Consider the following 20,477-nt stretch of genomic DNA (forward strand, 5'->3'; position numbering starts at 1 on the left):
CCCGCTCCTCAGTACGCGAACGAAAGCTGTTTGGGCTCATCGGAATCGGAGTCCTCGGACTCCACCTCCGGAGCGATGTGGTCATATGCCGCGGGACCCTCGATGGCGTAGCGCCGTTGCAGGAGGAACCACACCACACCCAGCCCGCCGTAGAGCAGCGTGAAGCCGATCATGGTGACCCACAGGATCGGTGGCGTGTGGTTGGAGACGCCGTCCTGCACGAGCATGTGTATGCGCAACGGGTCGAGGTTGTTCTCCCAGTTGGGGGCGACGACCCATGGCTGGCGGCCCATCTCGGTGAAGATCCAGCCGGATGCGTTGGCCAGGAACGGGGTCGGGATCATCCAGAGGGCCAACAGGCCCAGGCGTCTGGATTCGACCACCTTCTTTCGTCGGGTGAACCACAGTCCACCGAAGGCCACGACGACCGATCCGAGCGCCCAGGTGATCATCGCGCGGAATCCCCAGTAGGTGACGAACAGATTGGGGGCGAAGTTCTGGCCGGGCATGTTCAGCGCTTCCTGATATTGCGCCTGCAACTGATTCACACCCTGCAATGTTTCGCCGAAGCGGTGCGTGGCCAGGAAGGACAGCATGCCCGGGATCTCGATGACGTGGTCGATGTCGGCACAATTGTTCTGCCGCCCGATCGAGAGCACCGAGAAACCGGCATTCTCCTGGGTGTTGCACAGCGATTCCGCCGACGCCATCTTCATCGGTTGCTGTTTGAACATGATCTGGGCCTGGAAGTCCCCGGTGATGAACAGCAGCACACCGGCGACGATGGCCACCCAGCACGCGAACCGGGTCACCGGACGCCACAGGCGATGGGCGTCGCGCTCGAGATCCTCAGGGGTGGCGTCGATCTGGCTCGGCGAGGTGGTCTTGGGCATGCCACTCGTGTCGCCGGTGTCGATGGCCACCCGCAACTTCTTGGCGCGCCACATGTTTCGTGACATCCACCAGATGCCGATGCCGCCGACGAAGGTGGCCGCGGTCAACCACGCGCCGGCGATCACGTGCGGGAACGCCGCGAGGGTCGTGTTGTTGGTGATGACCGCCCAGAAGTTGTTCATGGCCGGGCGATTACGCGTTTCATCCCAGGCCACACCCACCGGGTGCTGCATCCACGAGTTCGCGGCGATGATGAAGTACGCCGAGGCGGTCACGCCGATTGCGACCAGCCAGATGGTGGCCAGATGCACCCGGCGCGGCAGACGCGACCAGCCGAAGATCCAGAGTCCCAGGAATGTCGATTCGAGGAAGAAGGCGATCAATCCCTCGAGGGCCAGCGGTGCGCCGAACACATCGGCGACGTAGCGGCTGTACTCGCTCCAGTTCATTCCGAACTGGAACTCCTGCACGATGCCGGTGGCCACACCGAGCGCGAAATTGATCAGGAACAGCTTCCCGAAGAATTTCGTGGCCCGTAACCACTGCTCATTTCCGGTCTTGTGCCAGACCGTTTGCATGATCGCCACCATCGGTGCGAGACCGATGGTCAACGGGACGAACAGGAAGTGATAAACGGTCGTGATACCGAATTGCCATCGGGATAAATCCAGAGCGTTCAACGTCGCCTCGAATCGCATGGTCGCGCCTCGGGCTGCGAGACGCGGGACGAAAGTTGGCTACTACACCACGTAGTAACCATACCGGTGACGCTACGCCTGGCCACTCACGCGAACAAGCGCCGAAAGTCCCGTCACCTGGGTTCATTTGTGGGCTGGATCTCGCTGGTGCCCACGGGGAGACCCCGCAGACACCGACCATTATCGGTCAGAAGAAATGGCGCGGTCGACCAAATCGATAAGATCCTGGCAAACTTCCGTCACAGGCAGCAGGTGACCGTTGAGCGCGGTCACTCGCGCGGCGAGGGTGACGCTGCTGATCAGCCACACCGAATCGGCCTCGAGCAGATCGGCCGGACGTAGCACGCGGGTCTCGGTCTGCCAGCCCTCTTCGGCCGCCAACGCGAACGTCGCCACCTGGGTGGTGCCGGGCAGGATGCCGATTTCGGCCGGCGGCGTGACGAGTGTCTTCCCCATCACAGCGACCACCGTCGAGCGCGGACCCTCCAGAATCGCACCCTCACTGCTGACGTAGATCACGTCGTCGTACCCGTTGTCGGCGGCATGGCGAAGTGCCGCCATGTTGGTCGCGTAGCTCAGGGTCTTGGCACCGAGCAACTGCCACGGGGCGGCCTCGGCGACATCGATCGAATACCCGCGATCCAGGGTGATCACCGAAACCCCATTCGCCCGGACGGCGGCGACCCGGTCGGCCACCGGCCCGACCGTCAGGTACGCCGTCGGCGCCCCGGACCCGGCGCCCGCGCCTGCCGGATGAGCTTCCCGACCACGCGAATAGACAAGGCGCAGAAGGCCTTCGGCGAACTCGCCGTTCCGGTCGACCCACGTGCGCGTCGCGACCTCGATCGCCGAACGCCATTTCTCGGCATCCGGCTCGGGCAGATCGAGCATCTCCGCGGAGCGGGCCAGGCGCTGCAGATGCAGGGTGACGCACCGCGCCCACCCGTCGCGGATCAGCAGCGTCTCGAAGATCCCGTCGCCCCGCACCGCGGCCAGGTCGTCGGCATGCAGGAACGGGACCTCGGGATCGAGGACGGTTCCGTCGAGGGCCACCAGGATGGACTGCGACACGGCGGACTGCGGCACGGCGGGCTGCGACACTGCGGACACGGACTTGTCGGGCTGGGACATGCCGCCACCCTATCGACCCGCCGCGTAGACTCGACCCGTGAGCCGCTCACCCATCCTGACCAGGTATTCCAGCCAGGGCGCGGTCGCCGCTCCCGAGACTCCCACCACCCCGCAGGGCACTGGAGTCGCCTGGCATTACGGCGATCCCCTCGGTGAGCAGCGGGCGGCGGTCCGCGGCGCGGCCATCGTCGACCGCACCGACCGCGCGGTCCTCGAACTCCCCGGCCCCGAACGCCTCACCTGGCTGAACACGATCTGCTCGCAGCAGGTGAGCGATCTCGGTGACCGGTCGAGTGCCGAGGCGCTGTCCCTCGACGCCAACGGGCGGGTCGAGGATCATTTCGTGCTCACCGACGTCGACGAGGTCACCTGGATCGACACCGAGGCCGCACGCGGCGAGGCCCTGCTGACATTTCTCACCAGGATGGTCTTCTGGGCCAAGGTGCAGCCCGCGGCGCGTACCGACGTCAAGGTCCTCACCCTCATCGGCCCCGACGCGGTGCGCGGACCGATCGCCGATCTCCTCGAGATCGACCCCGAAGCCGCGCCCTACCAGGCCGGTGACCTGCCCGAATCCCATCACGAGGACGAGCCGCTCGGCTTCTGGCGAATGATGCCTCCGCTGTCGGAGGGCCCGCACGCCGACACCTCGCTCCCGATGGTCGACCTCGTCGTACCGGAGTTCCTGCTGCTGCGCTGGTGGGAGCAGCTCACCGAGGCCGGCGCGCGGATGGCCGGCAGCTGGGCCTTCGACGCCCTGCGCGTCGCCGCCCGGCGTCCCCGCCTCGGCGTCGACACCGACGAACGCACCATCCCCCACGAGGCGGGGTGGATCGGCGGCCCGGAGCGTTTCGGCGCCGTCCACCTCGACAAGGGCTGCTACCGCGGTCAGGAGACCGTCGCCCGCGTACACAATCTCGGCAAGCCGCCGCGCCAACTCGTGCTGCTGCACCTCGACGGCAGCTCCGATCACCGTCCGCCGCCCGGAACCCCGATCACCGCGGGCGGGCGCACCGTCGGCCGCCTCGGCACCGCCGTCGACCACTTCGACCTCGGTCCCATCGCCCTCGGACTCCTCAAGCGCGGCATCGGCCCCGACGTCGAGTTGCTCGTGGCCGCCGACGCCGACGAGCCCCCGATGGCCGCCCGCGTCGATCCCGACTCCGTGGACGCCGACGATCGGGTGCAGGCGGGCCGGGCGGCCATCGAACGCCTTCGCGGCCGGGCATGACGGTGACACCGCACGAGCCGGCTCACCTGGGTCCTGCACACCAGGGTCAGCCGGACGGGCGCGTCCTGGCTGTCTGCGCGGTCCACGCCGACGTCGACCTCGGCAGGGCGGGCATCAGCGCGATCGACAAGCGGCCGCACGACGGGCGGGTGCAGGTCGGCGAGCTCGGCCTGGTGACCGACCACGTCCGTGACACGAAACACCATGGGGGCCACGACCAGGCCGTCTACGCCTACGACGACCACGAGGCGCGCCGCTGGGCCGACGAACTCGGCCGCGACCTGCCCTACGGCTGGTTCGGTGAGAACCTGCGCGTCGACGGCCTACCCGTCACCGACGCGCTCGTCGGCGAACGCTGGTGGGTGGGCCCACCGGACGACCCGTCGACCGGCGTCCTGCTGGAGACCACCATCCCCCGGACCCCGTGCCGGACCTTCGCCGCCTGGGCGGGCGAGCCCCGGTGGGTCAAGCGGTTCATGCAGCAGGGCGACGTGGGCACCTACCTGCGGGTTCTCACGCCCGGGAGCATCGGGGCCGGCGACGCGATCCGCGTCGTCTCGCGCCCGGACCACGGGGTCACCGTCCGCGATCTGCTGACCGGCACCGACGCCGAGCCCCTGCAGACCCTGCTGGCCGCCGACGACCTGCCCGCGAAGGTCCGCCGCGAGGCGAGCCGACACCTCGCACGCGTCGTTGAGGTCTGACGAACCGCCCGGCTCGAGGACTCCGGCAAACCACCCGGACAACACCCCATCACAGCTGTTCGGCGTGCCATTGCCGGGGCGATCCGCGTAATCGCGAAACGCGCGCTAAACTGGTGCCCACGAGATACTCAACTACCGAGAGAACGGGGCCGCCACCAGTTTGGCCGCCCCGTCATTGTGCGAGGGGGTCCCATATGGGCCGCGGCCGGGCTAAAGCAAAGCAGACGAAGGTTGCTCGTCAGCTGAAGTACTCCACTCCCCACACCGATTTCGACAGCTTGCAGCGCGAGTTGTCGGGTTCGGCGGATTCGGCAGACCGCCCGGATCCGGTGGAGGAGTGGCTTGAAGAGGACGAGTGGCGCCGCGCCTGAGCGCGAACGCCCTCATTTCGCTCACCCCTTGACGCCGACTGCCCCGGCGTCGTCGTCACGGTAACGCCACCACAGGCGATCACCGGTCCGATCTTCTGACGCATTTCTCGAATGCGCCGGGCGAACGGACCGGTGATCGTTGGTTTTCGCGACGCTTCGGGCCGCTTTCGCGCAGCGTCGGGCCCGGATCGGGCTATCTGAAGCGCGGGTTGTCAGAAGCGCGGGTGGTCGCCGACGAGGTTCACACGCCCCGATCCGCCCTTGACCTCGGGATTGCGCTTGATGGTGCCGAGCACCCAGTTGTCGACGTGGCGCGCGGTCAGTACCGCCTGGGCACGATCGGTGTCCTCGGGCGCCACCACGGCCACCATGCCGACACCCATGTTGAAGGTGCGTTCCATCTCGGCCTGCTCGACGCGACCGCGCTGGGCGATCATGGCGAAAATCGGTGCGGGAGTCCAGGTGTTGCGTTCGAGTTCGGCAACGAGCCCCGACGGGATGACCCGGGCCAGATTCTCCGCGAGCCCCCCACCGGTGATGTGGGCGAACGTCCGCACGTCCGCCTCGGCCGCCAGCGCGAGGCAATCGCGTGCGTAGATGCGCGTCGGTTCAAGCAGTTCCTCACCGAGGGTGCGACCGAATTCCTCGACGTCGCCTGCGAGATCCATGTGGCCCCAGTCGAGAAGCACCTTGCGCGCCAGCGAATATCCGTTGGAGTGCAGGCCCGAGGAGCCCAATGCGATCACCGAGTCGCCGGCGCGGACCCGATCCGGCGAGAGCACCTGGTCGGCCTCGACGACGCCGACCGCGGTTGCCGAGAGGTCGTAGTGGTCGTCACGCATGAGACCGGGATGTTCGGCGGTCTCGCCGCCGAGCAGTGCGCAACCGGCGATCACGCAGCCGTCGGCGATGCCGGCGACGATCTCGGCGACGGTCTCCGGAACCACCTTGCCGATGGCGATGTAGTCCTGCAGGAACAGTGGCTCGGCGCCGCACACCACGAGGTCGTCGACGCACATGGCCACGAGGTCCTGGCCGACGGTGTCGTGTTTGCCGATCGCCTGGGCGACGGCGAGTTTGGTGCCGACGCCGTCGCTCGCCGCGGCGAGCACCGGCTCGCGGTAGTTGCCCTTGAGGGCGAAGAGCCCGGAGAAACCGCCGAGGCCGCCGAGGACCTCCGGGCGGGTGGCGCGTTTGGCGTGCGGACCGATCAGCTGGACAGCGCGATCGCCGGCGTCGATGTCGACCCCGGCCCCCGCGTACGACAGGCCGCCAGAAGGAAGTTCCGCGGAAGGTGAAGTGGACTTCTCGTCAGCCGCATCCGGTTCGCTCACGGGAGACACGCTACCCGAGTGCTTCAGGGCCGCATCACGGCGCTGACGTTGTCATTGGGAGCGGTCAATGGGTCGATCCGGACATCGTCGGCAGCGTTGGCGAGCATCTGCTCGAGCACCGCCTTGCCCAGTGACGACTCCTTGGGCAGCTCGATCGGATAGTTGCCGTCGAAGCACGCCGCACACAGCGCCGACGGTTCCTGATGCGTCGCCGCGATCATCTCCTCGGTGCTGATGTAGCCGAGCGAATCGGCGCCGATCGCCTGTCGGACGCCCTCGACCATGTGCTCCTCGGACTCCATGCCGTTGGCGATCAGTTCCGCGGGCGAGGCGAAGTCGATGCCGTAGAAACAGGGCCAACGCACCGGACTCGACGCGATACGGACGTGCACCTCGGCCGCGCCCGCCTCCCGCAGCATCCGGATCAGTGCGCGTTGGGTGTTGCCACGCACGATCGAATCATCAACGACAACAAGGCGTTTGCCGCGGATCACCTCTTTGAGCGGGTTCAGCTTGAGGCGGATGCCGAGCTGGCGAATGGTCTGCGAGGGCTGGATGAAGGTACGGCCAACATAGGCGTTCTTCATCAGCCCCTGCCCGTAGGGGATACCCGACTCCTGGGCGAACCCGACGGCCGCGGGCGTACCCGACTCGGGGACGGGGATCACCAGGTCACCGACCGCCGGGAACTCGCGGGCCAGCCGCCGCCCGATGTCGACACGCGTGGAGTGCACCGATCGGCCGTGGATGATGCTGTCCGGGCGGGCGAGGTAGACGTACTCGAAGACGCAGCCGCGTGGCGTCGGCTCGGCGAAGCGGGAACTGCGGACGCCGTCGGCGTCGATGGCGAGCAGTTCGCCGGGTTCGATGTCGCGCACGAACGACGCACCGACGATGTCGAGGGCCGCGGTCTCCGAAGCGACGACCCACCCGCGATCGAGCCGGCCCAGGCACAGCGGGCGGACGCCGTGCGGGTCACGCGCCGCGTACAGGGTGTGCTCGTCCATGAAGGTCAGGCAGAACGCACCCCGCAGGGTCGGGAGCAACTCCATGGCCGCCTGCTCGATGCTGCTGTCGGCGGCACCATGGGCCAGCAGCGCACCCACGACGTCGGAATCCGACGTCGCCGCGGTGCTCTTGATGCCGACCTCACGTGCCCGCGCCGCGAGCTGCGCGGTGTTGACCAGGTTGCCGTTGTGTCCGAGCGCAACCCCGGTGCCGGCGTCGGTGGTGCGGAAGATCGGTTGGGAGTTCTCCCAGGTGGTCGATCCGGTCGTCGAGTAGCGGCAATGGCCGATCGCGACGTGGCCGACCATCGATGCCAGCGTCTGCTCGTCGAACACCTGGCTGACGAGTCCGAGATCTTTGAAGACCAGCACCTGCGAGCCGTCACCGACCGCGATTCCGGCGGCCTCCTGGCCACGGTGTTGCAGGGCGTAGAGGCCGTAGTACGAGAGCTTCGCGACGTCCTCACCAGGGGCCCAGACACCAAAAACGCCGCACTCCTCGCGCGGCTCGTTCTCGGGTTCGTCGATCGGTCGGGTCGAGGGACATCCCTGCGACGTGGGGGCCAGGAGGTTCCGGCCGGCTATCGACTCTTCGGTCATCGACGATCTCCCTGGGGCTGGGCTCTGGTCTGCACATTCGGACGCGGACACCACGGCCGGATGAGATGTCGGGTCACGATGGTGATCCGATCACGGGCGAGACCGGCCGTGCGGAAGCCAACGCGGCAATGGGCTGGAGACCCTACGGAGTCTACCGATCGGTACTGCCCCGATGCCAACCGTGCAGCGACGACGCGCCCGACGTTATTCCGCGACGGTGAGCAGGGTCATAGTCCGGTCCGGGGCACCGGCACCAGTGGCAGCCACTGCGCGACCTCGCCCGCGCGGGATCCCGACGCCGTGACCGCACCGGATTCGACGGCATCGGCGAATCGCACATCCCCCACGACCAGGCTCAACCAGGTGCGCGGGTCGGTCTCCACGACGTTCGGCGGAGTCCCCCGCGTGTGCCGCGGACCCTCGATGCATTGGACGGCCACGTACGGTGGCACTCGGACCTCGACGGAGTTCCCCGGTGCGATGTCCTCGAGCGTGCGCGCGGTCAGCCGGACCGCGGCCGCGAGCGTGGGCCGAGCAGGCGCGGGCAGTTGCTCATCACGCAACCACTCGACGACGGCGAGAACCGCCGCGCGAGTGTCGGTGGGATCGATGGGCTTTCGGGCGGGCACGCCGCCCATGATGCCTCGCGGCCGATTCACGCCGCTCCTCGCGGCGGGTATAGCGACGCCCGCGGGTAGTCAGGACCCATTCCGGTAACGCTCCGGCCGAACCCGACGACATCATCAGTACCATTTGTCACACTAACAACGTCAGTAACATGAGCACCACGATCTGGAGTCCCCGAATGCCATTGCCGTACGGCCGCAGCCCCCACCGACGCCTCGGCATCCGCACCGTGCTGACCGCGGCGGCCACCGCCGTCGCCCTCCTCGGCGGACTCGCTCAGGCCGGCGGGGCGCAGGCGGCCGACGGATACCCGTACGTGAATCTCGGTGACAGCTACAGCGCAGGCGCTTCGGTGTTCCCCCAGGCCACGAGTGCGGCCACGTTCTGCTCCAACTCGCTGGTCAACTACTCCCACCTCGTCGCCAAGCGACGAGGGATGAACGTCGCCGACGTCAGTTGCGCCGGCGCCACCACCACCGACCTGACCAAGTCGCAATACCGGTGGCAGGGCCCGCAGATCAACGCTGTGGGACCGGCCACCCGCTTGATCACCCTGACGATCGGCGCGAACAACAACGGACTGTTCAACGACTCGACCTCGGCCTGCCAGCAGGCCTGGCTGTCCGCGCCGTTGTCGGCCACCCCGTGCCGCGATGAACTCGGCACCTCGTTGGTCGACAAGATCAACTCCTCCACCTACCCCGACCTCGTGAACGTGCTGCACCGCATCGACACCGCCGCACCGAACGCGCGAGTGCTCCTCGTCGGATATCCGCAGATCTTCCCGGCTATGGGAACCCCGGCCTGCTCGGCGGCATTGCTCACCACGCCCGCCGACACCGAGTATCTGCACCGGACCTTCGCCGCCCTCAACAACGCCTTGCGCCGTGCCGCCGCGACGACACACGCGACCTTCGTCGACATGTCGAAGGTGTCCGCGGGCCACGACGCCTGCGCGGGTGATCGACGATGGGTCGAGCCGACCCTGGGTGCGGCCAACTTCCCGGCGATGCACGCCAACACGCGCGGCCAACAGGCGATGGCCGATCAGGTCGTGGCCGCCCTGCGTTGAGTGCCCTGGGCTGATCGCGCCCGCAACCCGGACGGACCGGGCAGGATTGGGCCATGGGCACCGACGTCAGCACCCAGCAGTTCTCCGGCGCCGACCGGGTGCGTTTTCGCAAGCAGGTCAGCCGGGGCACCGAGGCGATCGCCCGGATGCTCGCCGACGGCTTGTTCACCGACCACGGCGCTCCGCCCGAGCCGTTGCTCGGCATGGAGGTCGAGCTCAATCTCGTCGACGACGAGATGAACCCGGCCATGGCCAACGCCGAGGTACTCGACGCCATCGCCGACCCCGACTATCAAACCGAACTCGGCCAGTTCAACATCGAGATCAACGTCTCGCCGCGACCGTTCGTCGACAACGACACGATGTCTCTCGAACAACGGCTGCGCACCTCGCTCAATCGCGCCGAGCAGCAGGCTAACCGCGTCGGTACGCACCTCGTCATGATCGGCACACTGCCCACCCTGCGGACCGAGCACTTCGCACATCAATGGATCTCGGCGAATCCGCGCTACGACCTGCTGAACCAGCAGATCTTCGCCGCCCGCGGTGAGGACATCGAGATCGACATCGCCGGGGTCCCGCTCGGCGAGCATCACGCCAGCGAAAGACTGCACACCTCAACCGATTCCATCCTGCCCGAGGCCGCGTGCACGTCGCTGCAACTCCATCTGCGGGTGGCGCCGGAGGATTTCGCCGCGCATTGGAATGCCGCGCAGGCCATTGCCGGGGTGCAGGTCGCGCTGGCCGGCAACGCACCGTTCCTGGCGGGGACCGCGCTGTGGCACGAGAGTCGCATCCCCGTCTTCGAGCAGGCGACCGACACCCGGCCACTGGAACTGAAGAACCAGGGCGTGCGACCGCGAGTGTGGTTCGGGGAGCGATGGATCAACACGATCTTCGATCTGTTCGAAGAGAACACCCGCTACTTTCCGGCGCTGTTGCCGGTGTCGACGGACGTCGATCCGCTCGCCGAACTCGACGCCGGGCGTATCCCCGCGCTCGAGGAACTGCGTCTGCACAACGGCACCGTGTACCGGTGGAACCGGCCCGTCTACGACGTCGTCGACGGGCAGGCCCATTTGCGGGTGGAGAACCGTGTACTGCCCGCCGGGCCGACCGTCGTCGACACCATGGCCAATGCCGCCTTCTATTACGGGGTGGTCCGCGGGCTCGTGGAGGCCGACCGGCCGCTGTGGTCACAGATGTCGTTCAATGCCGCCGCCGAGAATCTTCATGCCGGCGCCCGCGGAGGCCTTGAGTCGCAACTGTATTGGCCCGACGTCGGATGGGTGCGCCCCGACGAGCTCACCCTACGTCGACTACTCCCCCTCGCCGACGACGGCCTCCGCGCATTCGGCGTCTCGTCCAGGGCGCGCACCCGCTACCTGTCCGTCATCGAAGGCCGTTGTGTCACAAGACAAACCGGAGCGGTATGGCAGCGCCGGGCAGTCGCCGCCCGCGAGCAGGCAGGTGAGGAACGCGCCGCCGCCCTTCGCGGGATGTTGGCCGACTATGTCGCCCTCATGCACGAGGGCGAGCCGGTGCACTCCTGGACCCTGTGAGCGCCGGCCGACGGTCCTCGAGGCCTCCACCAGCGGGAGGGGCCTTCCTCGCCGGGCGGAGGCGCTCCTTGATCGGTGGTCGAGGTTGGTCGAGGTGCCGAGGAGCGTTAGCGACGAGCTGTTCTCCCGGTGGCCGCTTTCCTCCCGGTGACACTTTCTCTCGGTGGTCGAGGTGTCGAGGAGCGTTAGCGACGAGCCTCGAGACCTGTTGCACCGCTGCTGGTTTCCGACTCCGGACCGAGCACGTGACGGTCTAGAGTCCGTGGTCGCCGAGGAGTTGGGCGAGTCGGTTCTCGACCGGCGAGTCTGACGTGGGGTCAGGGTGGAGGATTTCGACGAGGTCGTAATATCCGTGTCCGATCGGGACCTGGCTGCGCCGGATTCGGTTGGTGGGCAGCATCGAGTCCCGGTCGTCGCTTGTGGCGAGATCGGTATCGGCACCACTTGGTGGTGGGTCGGGTGGTGGATGCAACTCCGCCCGGACGCGAGCCAACGCCGCAGCGTAGGTGGCCCCGACGTCGGGGAGTGCGTTGGTGCGTTTCGGGTTCGGTTCGGCTGCGCCGACGGGGGTGTTTGTGCGCCACCAGCATCGTCCGGCCCACGGCCCGTCCCGATAGATGCCGGTGGTGAATTGTCCGGGTTTGTCGCCGACCATGCGGTTGTGTTTGCCGCAGGCGGGGGCGAGGTCACCGATGTTGGTGAGTCCGCCTTTCGCATGATCTTTGGTGGCGTGATGAATTTCGACGTGCGCGGCGGGTTGGGTACATCCGGGATACGAGCAGTATTCACCGCCGTCTTTGGCGAACAGGGCGATCCGCTGTCCTTGACTCGCCAACCGCGCCCGACCCAAATACAGGGGCAGACTGGTGTGGTCGTCGAACACCGCCAACCACGGCTGACTGTGGGCCGCCAAAGCGATCACATCCCGGATTGGGAGGAGGGTGCCGGTCGCCGTGACGCCCATCCCGGTTTGCGCAATCAACTCCGACAGCGATGCTTTGATGATCAGATGCGGTGGCAGGCCGCGATGCGAGTGCGGGCCGAGTCCGACATCCAGACCGGCACGCAGGACTGCTTCCAACGCATCATGGTTGCGTTGCACCTGATCACGGTGATCCCGCGCTGCAGCCGCCAACGCATCGGGATCGGCATCTTCACGACTCCCGGTCGGGGACTCCGGATCGGCGGGATTGTTCATTCCAGGGGCTGCCCACATCGCCAACACTGCTTCGAGGTGCGCGGTCAGAGTGGGAGTCATCTGCCCCGATAGCCCACTCATTTTTTGGGCGTCTTGACGCCCGATGCGGATCTGGCGGTGGCGTTGCCGATCAGCATCGTCGGTCAACTCACCGTCGGGGTCGAGGTGCGCCAACACCCGTGCCCCCAAAATCCGCAGATCAGACGGGGTGTGGGTGCGGGCGAACCCGGCCATCGTGGCGTCGGCCGACATTTTCTCGTCGAACGGCACTGTCGCCGGTATGCGGTCCAACACGTCGATCACGACTGCGGCGTGGGAGGAGCCGGCCGCCCCGGAGGCCATCGCCTCCGCCAACGCCGGATATTTCGGCGCAGCAACCTCGCCGGTGACGGTGTGGAAGGTGGCGGTCGCTTTGAGTTGTTTCCACCGCCGCCACGGTTCCGACACACGCAACAAGCCGATCATGGCGTCGATGATCGACCCGTATCCGTATTCGCGGGCGAGATGGCGGTCGGAGAACTCGACGATCACCCGCGTCCCCCTGGACGGTGACGCGGGTGATCAACTGTTCGGTGGACTGAGCGACCGACACCAGGTCATCGTTGGACAGGCCGGTCAAATCATCGGTGGCCAACTCGTCCATCAGCGTGTGGGCGAGGGCGATTTTCTGGGCGGTCGACAACCCAGACACGTCCGGCAGTGCGGTGTCGACCATCATTTCTCACCCCCCGGCGATAGCGCACATGTGTTTGTGTGCTGTTGTGTTCGAGTGTATGCCGGGTTTGTCGGGTTGGCAAGGGATTGTCGAAAGTATTTTCGGGTAAGTTTCAGCGGGTCAGCCACGTACCCCGGGCACGCCGATCAGCCAGACGGATTCGACTCGCCAGCACACGAAAGCCAAGAGAGCGAGGACGAGCGCCCTGACGACGGCCGAACCCCGTCGACCGAGGGCCGTGGTCGCCGGCACGCCAAATGCCGCGAGAGCTACCGCCGTGGCCGCGTAGCCGAGGAACACCCCGGGTCGCGCCGGGGCGTCGGCGCCGATCATCCACGCCACCAGACCGCCTGCGGTCCAGGCGATCACAGCGACCGCGACGGTCACGGTGACTCGCGTCGGCCACTCCAGTGACGGCACGGAGGTCAGGCCCAGGAGCGACCACAGCGCCGTCCCTACGCACGCGGCGCAGAGCAGCAATGCCACCGATGGATTCATTCGGCGCCGGTCGCGGCGGCGACGCTCGTCGAGCCGGCGGAGGCCTCGGGTGCAGCGGCCGCTCGATCGCGGGCGCGACGACGTCTGCGTCGCGCGTTGCGGTTTCGGATCTGCCAGGTGCTCAGCCCGGTGATCATCAGTAGCAGCGGCGTCATCCCGAAGATGAACCACAGCGCCCGCCACCAGCCGTTGACCGACACCCCGTAGTGCAGGGTCGGCTGCGCCCAGTCGTCGGCGATCGCGTTGGACACCGTCGCCGGCGCCCCGGAGAACTCCTTGATCACCGACGGGTCGTGGCCGTCGATCCCGAGTTCTCGGTTGCCGTGGTAGGTCGCGCTCCCCGACCACAGATCCGGTCCTCCGGCAAGCAGATCCACCGAGTAGTACTCCGAACCCTCCGACGGCATCCCCACCCAGGTGGCGTGCGAGCCCGGGTAGCGGGCCTGGGCGGCGGCGATTGCCTGGTCGAGGGAGATGAGAGGTCCGGTCGACTCCGAGGTCGGCATCGTGTATGCGTCGTCGGCCGGCGCGACACCTCCGGTGGCGGCGTACCACACCTTGCCGACGCCCGGGATCTCGAAGTTCATCCCGGTCAGTCCCCAGATGAGCAGCGGGATCGCGGCCACGATGCCGATCACGTTGTGCAGGTCGGTGTCCCGCGCGAATCGCCCCTTGCCGATGCGCACCCGAAAACCGTTGCGCCAGCGCCGCAGCCCTGGGTACCAGATGACGATGCCGGAGATCGCCAGAAAGACCAGCAACAGTCCGCTGATCCCGAGAAGTAGTGCACCCCAGGTCATATCGGCGGTGAACCAACCCCAACCGGCGACCACCGACGGCTTGGCCAACCATGCGATGTACCCCGGATAGCCCTCACAGGCCAGGCCGCAGTCATGCAGGTTGACCAGGAAACCCAGAAAACCGCCGTCAATATCGCCGTGGCCGTTGACCTTTCCGGTGCCGGCATCGACGGCCCAGGTACCTGCGGCCGTATCGGCGGAACTGAGGAAGTAGACACCGTCCTTGAGTGACAGGTACTGGGCATCGAAATCCGGGTCGGCAGCGTGGACCGCCGACACCGCGTCGGTGAAACTCGCCTGGCGCCCGGTGTCGGTGGTGGTGAACAGCGAGGAGTTGGTGGCGCGCACCAGTTCTGGCTCGTACACCAGGATCGCGCCGCTGGTGCAGACGACCACCAGAAGCAGACCGAGAACGATCGAACTCCACCGGTGCGTCACGATCAGAGCACGTCGCACCGGCTTCTTCGACGTTCGCCGACGGTTCGCCGATGCCCTGGCGCGTTCGACCGGTGGGCTGGCAACCTTCTCCGTGACCATGGCGGCCAAGGTTAGCATAACCAAATACCAAAGATTTGATTTGTCCGACTTGTCCGAGAATTACGAAATGCGCTGCAGTGCAGTAATTCCCGGAAGCGCAGCCAACCGGCGAAGCGCGCCTCCTAGCGCGACACCAGCCCGGCTCCGGTGATGAGCGGCAGGTCGAGTGCCGTCACCAGGCCTGGTTGTGCATCAACCACCGCGGCAACCGAATTCACCAATCGCATTGCCGTCACGATCATCCCCGACACGTTGTGATCGCCATTCTCACCGTGATGAGCGACCTCCACCGACATCTGCGGCTCACCGGAGATGGTGATGCGGTAGCAGCCGTCACCGTCGACGGGACTCGGCCACTGCGGGCACTGCTCGGGGTGAGTGCGGGTGTAATGCTCGAGCACGATGCGGTCGACTCCGGCGACCTGGCCGACCACCTCGAAATGCAGTGCGGCCATGGTTCCCTCGGGAATCTCCACCGACACGGTCGAGTAGTCACGGTCGGCCGCGACGCGTTCATGCCGTTCGATCAGCGGTTCGTCGAGTGTGAGTCCGAGCCCGGCGGCGAGCTGGCGGACGACGCTGCCCCACCCCATCGCAAGCACACCCGGCAGCAGGAGCAGTGGTGTCGCGTCCATGGGCTGCCCGAAACCGAAGATGTCGCGCATGACCACCGGTTGGTAGTACGTCGAGTAGTCGGCGATCTCGAGGCAGCGCACCTCGTCGATCCGTTGCGAGAGACTCGTCATCGACAGCGCCAGAACATCATTCGCAAATCCTGGGTCGATGCCGTTGACATGCAGGCTGGCCCCGCCCGCCGCGCCTGCGGCCGCGATGCGATCGAGAAGCTTCTGATCGAGGATGCCCTGGGGGAACTGCAGCACCACCGGCCCGCTCGAGACCACATTGACGCCCGCCTCGACGAAGGAGATGAGGTCGTCGATCGCCTCGAAGATGCGGTCGTCGGTCATCGCGGTGTGCACGATGGCGTCGGGGGCCAGCGCGAGAAGAGCGGCCCGGTCGTCGGTCGCGAGTACACCGAGGTCGCGGCCGAGACCCGCGAGTTCGCCCGCGTCCTTGCCCACCTTCGCCGGGTCCGAGACCCACACGCCGACCAGTTCGAGGTCGGGATGGGCGTCGATCCCGGCAATCGCATGTCGGCCGACGGTTCCGGTCGACCACTCCACCACTCGCAACGTCATGAGCCAAAACTAGAACACGTTTCACTTTGTCGGACACGTTTTGGCCAACTGCCGACGGTAGAGTGCGCCGACGATGAGTACCGCTGAACCGATCGCCGTGACGTCCGACGGCCACCGCACCCGCCTCAAATGGCATCGCGCACGCAAACGCTCCGACGACCCGCCCTTCACGCGCAGCAGAATCGTCGAGGGGATGGCAGTCGGGGCGAGCGTGGAGGTCGACCTCGTGATCCACGGGCCGGGCTCGTCCGCGTCATGCGGCTTCGCGATCCTGCACGACCGCGATCTGGCCGAGGCGACGACCGGCGCCGGCGACGTCGGCGCAGCCCCAGCCGACTACCTTCGATCGTTGTCCTTACGCGACAACGACGGTCATCGGATCGACGAACCGGTCACGCTGCTCGGTGACCTGGGCGGTCTGCTCACCGCCATTCACCCGAATGCGTTGCTGCAGTTGGATCTCAAGCAGTCCGCCGGCGACCTCGACGAGCCGATTGTGCAGGCGTTCGTCGAGGCCGTAGCACCGTTCGCAAAGCATGCGATTCTCTCGTGCGGCGATGCCGAGGCGGTACGCATCCTCACCGATGCGGTACCACGCCTGCGTGTGGGGTACGACCCCTGCCATCACGGCGCGGTCGACCGGGTGCTGAGGTGGCGCACCTATCGGCGTTTCGTCGACCATGCGGTCGCCGCTTCCCCTCGGGCCGAGGTGATCTACCTCGACCGGAGGCTGGTGCTGACCGTCGCCGATCGGGGCACCGACCTCGTCGCAGCGTTCCACGCCACCGGACGCGAGATCGATATCTACACCTTCGGCCGGGCCGACGACCCCGACATCGACCGCGCGCTCGAGTTGCGCGCCGACCAGATCACCACCGACGACCCACAGGGCGTGGCCCGGCGGTTCGGTTCGGCGACAGGGGGTTCTGGCGTCAGCCGGCTTTGATCCACGCTGCGGTGGACGGCAGCATCACGAGGATCGCCGTGGCGATCGGGAAGATGAGACCGACAAAGCTGAAAATGCCGCTTCCGAAGCCACTGCTGACGCCGTTGTGACTCAACGCCGACTCGACAGCCAGGCCCGCTATCGCCCCGATGATGCCGAACACGATCGACACGCCACACCCCGAGGCGACCAGAATTCGGCCGATCATCTTGTGCCGCAACACCGAGACGCCACCCCAGATCAACAGCACGGCGAGCACCACATCGACGACCATCTGCATCACAAGGATGCCGGTGTACCACCCGGGGATCTGATCCACCTCGGTCGTCAGCGCCGAGATGGCGGCGATGACGACGATCGCAGCGATGATCCCGATGATCGACGACACCCCTCCGAGGAAACTGAGGACCGCGGCGGTGATCGCGGTGCCGCCCGAGGGCTTCGGCGTGTACGGATCGCCGTACGGATTCTGGGGATAGGGAACGTTGGCTCCCGCGGGTTGCCCCCACGCCGGTTGCTGACCATATGCGGGTTGCTGGCCATAACTCGGCTCCTGGCCATATGCAGGCTGCTGACCGTATGCAGGCTGCCCATAGGGCGGCTGCTGCCCGTAACCCGGCTGCTGCCCATAGCCGGGTTGACCGTACTGGGCGCCGGGCTGACCGTAGGACGGCGATCCCGCCGCAGGCGACTGACCGGCGCCGCCGTACACCGTCTTCTGGTCCCACGGAGACGATCCCGGCGTCGCACCCGGGTTGGACTGTTGGCCATACGGCTGTTGACCATACGGCTGCGACTGTTGGCCGTACGGCTGCGATCCCGAGCCGTCCTGCGGAGTGGTCATGAGGTGACGCCCTTTCTCCTCGATGCCCCAGCTCTCACGACCAGCACACCGCGTAACGAGTGATCACCCGAGCATACGGTTATGTCTCGGCCCGCTCGCTCCGCTCCCGCTCAGCCGAACAGCGCCGGCAGTGTTCCCTCGTGGGCGGTGCGCAGTTCTTCGAGGGTGACCTCGAACTGGTCCTGCACACTCACCGAATCGCTGCCCTGATCGACGACGCCGATGCGGGTCCACGGCATGCCGCGGGCGTCGAGCATCGCGACGAATCGCGACTCCTCGGTGCGCGGCACCGCCACCAACACCCGACCGGTCGACTCGGAGAACAGCCAGACGAACGGGTCGGCCCCCTCGGGCAGCAATACGCGGCAGCCGGTCTCGCCGGCGAGCGCCGACTCGACGACGGTCTGGATCAGCCCGCCCTCGGAGAGGTCATGGGCGGCGGAGACCAGGCCGTCGCGTGACGCGGCGGTGAGGATGTCGCCGAGCAGCTTCTCGTGGTCGAGGTCGACCGCCGGCGCCACACCACCGAGGTGATCATGGGCGACCTGCGCCCAGATCGAGCCATCGAACTCGTCGCGCGTCTGCCCGAGCAGGATGAGCGTCTCGCCGGGCTCGGTGCCGAATCCGGTGGGGATGCGGCGCCGGACGTCGTCGATCACACCGAGCACACCGACCACCGGTGTCGGCAGGATCGCCGTGGCGCCGGTCTGGTTGTAGAAGCTGACGTTGCCGCCGGTCACCGGGATGCCGAGCTGCGCGCACCCATCGGCCAGACCGCGAACCGCCTGCTGGAACTGCCACATCACCGCCGGATCCTCGGGGGACCCGAAGTTGAGGCAGTTGGTAACGGCCTTCGGCGTGGCACCGGATGCGGCGACGTTGCGATAGGCCTCGGCGAGCGCGAGTTGCGCACCGCGGTACGGATCGAGATAGGTGTAGCGGCCCGACGCGTCGGTGGCCAACGCGATACCGCGGCCGGTGCGCTCGTCGATGCGGATCATTCCCGAGTCGGCGTTCTCGGCGAGCACGGTGTTGCCGCGCACATACCGGTCGTACTGCTCGGTGATGAACTTGCGGCTGCACAACGCCGGCGAGGCCAGCATCGTCAGCAGCGTCGAGCGCAGTTCGTCGGGCGTCGAGGGCCGGGCCAGCGACGCCGAGCCGGAGGCGACGACCTCGTCCTGCCACTCCGGTCGGGCCAGGGGTCGTTCGTAGACCGGCCCCTCGTGGGCCACCGTGCGCGGCGGCACGTCGACGACGGTCTCACCGTTCCAGGTGATCTCCAGATGATCGCCGTCGGTGACCTCTCCGATGACCGTGGCCAGCACATCCCACTTGCGGCACACCGCCAGGAAGGCCTCCACGTTCTCCGGCGTGACCACCGCGCACATGCGTTCCTGGGATTCGCTCGAGAGCACCTCGGCCGGTGTCATGCCGACCGCACGCATGGGCACCTTCTCCAGCTCGATCCGCATGCCGCCGTCGCCGGCAGCAGCCAATTCCGAGGTGGCACAAGACAATCCGGCGCCACCGAGATCCTGGATACCCACCACCAGCCCCGCGTGGTAGAGCTCGAGGCAGCATTCGATGAGCACCTTCTCGGTGAACGGGTCACCGACCTGGACGCTCGGGAGCTTCTTGCGGTTCGGACCGGCCTCCCCCGAATCGTCGAAGGTCTCCGACGCCAGCACCGACACACCGCCGATGCCGTCGAGTCCGGTACGCGCACCGAACAGGATGATCTTGTTGCCCGCGCCGCTGGCGAACGCCAGGTGCAGATCCTCGGTGCGCAGCACACCCGCACACAGCGCGTTGACGAGCGGGTTGCCGGCGTAGCTCGGGTCGAAGACGGTCTCGCCGCCGACGTTCGGCAGACCCAGCGAGTTGCCGTAGCCACCGACCCCACGCACCACGCCATCGACGACGCGGCGGGTGTCGGGGGCATCGGCGGGACCGAAGCGCAGTTGGTCCATCACCGCGATCGGCCGCGCACCCATGGCCATGATGTCGCGCACGATGCCGCCGACGCCGGTCGCCGCACCCTGGTATGGCTCGACGTAGCTCGGGTGATTGTGCGACTCGACCTTGAAGGTCACCGCCCAGCCGTCGCCGACGTCGACGACGCCGGCGTTCTCACCGATCCCGGCGAGCATCCCGGCCCGCATCTCGTCGGTGGTGGTCTCCCCGAAGTACCGCAGGTGCACCTTCGAGGACTTGTACGAGCAGTGCTCGGACCACATCACCGAGTACATCGCCAGCTCGGCATCGGTGGGTCGGCGTCCGAGGATCTCGCGGATGCGGTCGTACTCGTCGTCCTTGAGACCGAGTTCACGGTAGGGCTGGGGATGATCGGGGGACTGGGCGGCTGCGGAGACGGTGTCCACATGAGTCTGATCGCTCACCCGGCCATGATAGACGTGGCGACCGGAGCGTCGTGAGTCCACACAATCCACAGCGCACGCGGGTATCGGTGCACATCATCTCCCCGTGACGCGCGCCACCGATTAGG

16 protein-coding genes and 1 pseudogene are annotated in these 20,477 nt (G+C 67.0%); 6 read left to right on the plus strand and 11 right to left on the minus strand.

Annotated features, from left to right (window positions below; all coding sequences use genetic code 11):
• Positions 1-8: 8 nt before the first annotated feature.
• Positions 9-1,574: a cytochrome ubiquinol oxidase subunit I gene (locus J6U32_RS24410; RefSeq protein ID WP_208796315.1), complete on the minus strand. Its 1,566-nt coding sequence runs from the start codon at positions 1,572-1,574 to the stop codon at positions 9-11.
• Between the two features lie 198 nt (positions 1,575-1,772).
• Positions 1,773-2,663, minus strand: coding sequence for an aminodeoxychorismate lyase (locus J6U32_RS24415; protein WP_208796316.1), 891 nt, complete (start codon positions 2,661-2,663; stop codon positions 1,773-1,775).
• Between the two features lie 97 nt (positions 2,664-2,760).
• Between J6U32_RS24415 and J6U32_RS24420 the strand changes: the two genes are divergently transcribed.
• The 3 genes from J6U32_RS24420 (at position 2,761) to J6U32_RS24430 (ending at position 5,029) form a co-directional block, all read left to right on the plus strand.
• Positions 2,761-3,954, plus strand: a complete 1,194-nt coding sequence (locus tag J6U32_RS24420; RefSeq protein WP_208792524.1) for a YgfZ/GcvT domain-containing protein — start codon at positions 2,761-2,763, stop codon at positions 3,952-3,954.
• A complete protein-coding gene (locus J6U32_RS24425; RefSeq protein ID WP_208792525.1) occupies positions 3,951-4,658 on the plus strand; it encodes an MOSC domain-containing protein in 708 nt (235 codons plus the stop codon). Before J6U32_RS24420 ends, J6U32_RS24425 begins: the two co-directional genes overlap by 4 nt.
• A gap of 194 nt (positions 4,659-4,852) precedes the next feature.
• Positions 4,853-5,029, plus strand: a complete 177-nt coding sequence (locus J6U32_RS24430; RefSeq protein WP_208792526.1) for a DUF3073 domain-containing protein — start codon at positions 4,853-4,855, stop codon at positions 5,027-5,029.
• Between the two features lie 212 nt (positions 5,030-5,241).
• Here J6U32_RS24430 and purM read toward each other — a convergent pair whose 3' ends face one another.
• From purM to J6U32_RS24445, 3 genes are all read right to left on the minus strand, one after another.
• Positions 5,242-6,363: a phosphoribosylformylglycinamidine cyclo-ligase gene (gene purM / locus J6U32_RS24435; protein ID WP_208792527.1), complete on the minus strand. Its 1,122-nt coding sequence runs from the start codon at positions 6,361-6,363 to the stop codon at positions 5,242-5,244.
• A gap of 23 nt (positions 6,364-6,386) precedes the next feature.
• On the minus strand, positions 6,387-7,970 hold the full coding sequence (gene purF / locus J6U32_RS24440; RefSeq protein ID WP_208792528.1) for an amidophosphoribosyltransferase: 1,584 nt from the start codon (positions 7,968-7,970) through the stop codon (positions 6,387-6,389).
• Positions 7,971-8,197: 227 nt separating this feature from the next.
• A complete protein-coding gene (locus J6U32_RS24445) occupies positions 8,198-8,608 on the minus strand; it encodes a sterol carrier family protein (RefSeq protein ID WP_208796317.1) in 411 nt (136 codons plus the stop codon).
• 167 nt (positions 8,609-8,775) lie between these two features.
• Between J6U32_RS24445 and J6U32_RS24450 the strand changes: the two genes are divergently transcribed.
• Both J6U32_RS24450 and J6U32_RS24455 read left to right on the plus strand, forming a co-directional pair.
• Positions 8,776-9,669, plus strand: coding sequence for an SGNH/GDSL hydrolase family protein (locus J6U32_RS24450; RefSeq protein WP_208796318.1), 894 nt, complete (start codon positions 8,776-8,778; stop codon positions 9,667-9,669).
• A 53-nt stretch (positions 9,670-9,722) separates the two neighbouring features.
• Positions 9,723-11,231, plus strand: coding sequence for a glutamate--cysteine ligase (locus J6U32_RS24455; RefSeq protein WP_208792529.1), 1,509 nt, complete (start codon positions 9,723-9,725; stop codon positions 11,229-11,231).
• A 253-nt stretch (positions 11,232-11,484) separates the two neighbouring features.
• Here J6U32_RS24455 and J6U32_RS24460 read toward each other — a convergent pair.
• From J6U32_RS24460 to J6U32_RS24475, 4 genes and pseudogenes are all read right to left on the minus strand, one after another.
• Positions 11,485-13,144 (minus strand): annotated as a pseudogene (locus J6U32_RS24460) (DUF222 domain-containing protein).
• A 120-nt stretch (positions 13,145-13,264) separates the two neighbouring features.
• Positions 13,265-13,630, minus strand: coding sequence for a hypothetical protein (locus tag J6U32_RS24465; protein ID WP_244332338.1), 366 nt, complete (start codon positions 13,628-13,630; stop codon positions 13,265-13,267).
• An 8-nt stretch (positions 13,631-13,638) separates the two neighbouring features.
• Positions 13,639-14,979, minus strand: a complete 1,341-nt coding sequence (locus J6U32_RS24470) for a PepSY-associated TM helix domain-containing protein (protein WP_338836543.1) — start codon at positions 14,977-14,979, stop codon at positions 13,639-13,641.
• Positions 14,980-15,101: 122 nt separating this feature from the next.
• Complete coding sequence (locus J6U32_RS24475) at positions 15,102-16,178, minus strand: NAD(P)H-dependent amine dehydrogenase family protein (protein WP_208792531.1); 1,077 nt, start codon at positions 16,176-16,178, stop codon at positions 15,102-15,104.
• Between the two features lie 73 nt (positions 16,179-16,251).
• Here J6U32_RS24475 and J6U32_RS24480 point away from each other — a divergent pair, with 73 nt between their 5' ends.
• Positions 16,252-17,124 (plus strand): glycerophosphodiester phosphodiesterase, encoded by an 873-nt coding sequence (locus J6U32_RS24480; RefSeq protein WP_208792532.1) that lies wholly within the window; start codon positions 16,252-16,254, stop codon positions 17,122-17,124.
• Here the strand turns inward: J6U32_RS24480 and J6U32_RS24485 are convergent.
• Entirely contained in the window at positions 17,111-17,968 is an 858-nt protein-coding gene (locus tag J6U32_RS24485; RefSeq protein WP_244332340.1) for a hypothetical protein, read from the minus strand. The genes J6U32_RS24480 and J6U32_RS24485 overlap by 14 nt on opposite strands.
• Positions 17,969-18,078: 110 nt before the next feature.
• Positions 18,079-20,370 carry a phosphoribosylformylglycinamidine synthase subunit PurL gene (gene purL, locus J6U32_RS24490; protein WP_244332342.1) on the minus strand — a complete coding sequence of 764 codons (2,292 nt, stop codon included), beginning with the start codon at positions 20,368-20,370 and terminating at the stop codon, positions 18,079-18,081.
• Positions 20,371-20,477: the final 107 nt, after the last annotated feature.

This window comes from Gordonia polyisoprenivorans (genome assembly GCF_017654315.1).
Classification (GTDB): Bacteria; Actinomycetota; Actinomycetes; order Mycobacteriales; family Mycobacteriaceae; genus Gordonia; species Gordonia polyisoprenivorans_A.

Excerpts from the sequence above, each read along its gene's own strand:
- J6U32_RS24425 (WP_208792525.1), top strand. The coding sequence starts at position 3,951 with ATGACGGTGACACCGCACGAGCCGGCTCACCTGGGTCCTGCACACCAG.
- J6U32_RS24470 (WP_338836543.1), bottom strand. The coding sequence starts at position 14,979 with ATGGTCACGGAGAAGGTTGCCAGCCCACCGGTCGAACGCGCCAGGGCA.
- J6U32_RS24430 (WP_208792526.1), top strand. The coding sequence starts at position 4,853 with ATGGGCCGCGGCCGGGCTAAAGCAAAGCAGACGAAGGTTGCTCGTCAG.
- J6U32_RS24450 (WP_208796318.1), top strand. The coding sequence starts at position 8,776 with ATGCCATTGCCGTACGGCCGCAGCCCCCACCGACGCCTCGGCATCCGC.
- purF (WP_208792528.1), bottom strand. The coding sequence starts at position 7,970 with ATGACCGAAGAGTCGATAGCCGGCCGGAACCTCCTGGCCCCCACGTCG.
- J6U32_RS24445 (WP_208796317.1), bottom strand. The coding sequence starts at position 8,608 with ATGGGCGGCGTGCCCGCCCGAAAGCCCATCGATCCCACCGACACTCGC.
- J6U32_RS24455 (WP_208792529.1), top strand. The coding sequence starts at position 9,723 with ATGGGCACCGACGTCAGCACCCAGCAGTTCTCCGGCGCCGACCGGGTG.
- J6U32_RS24485 (WP_244332340.1), bottom strand. The coding sequence starts at position 17,968 with ATGACCACTCCGCAGGACGGCTCGGGATCGCAGCCGTACGGCCAACAG.
- J6U32_RS24475 (WP_208792531.1), bottom strand. The coding sequence starts at position 16,178 with ATGACGTTGCGAGTGGTGGAGTGGTCGACCGGAACCGTCGGCCGACAT.
- J6U32_RS24480 (WP_208792532.1), top strand. The coding sequence starts at position 16,252 with ATGAGTACCGCTGAACCGATCGCCGTGACGTCCGACGGCCACCGCACC.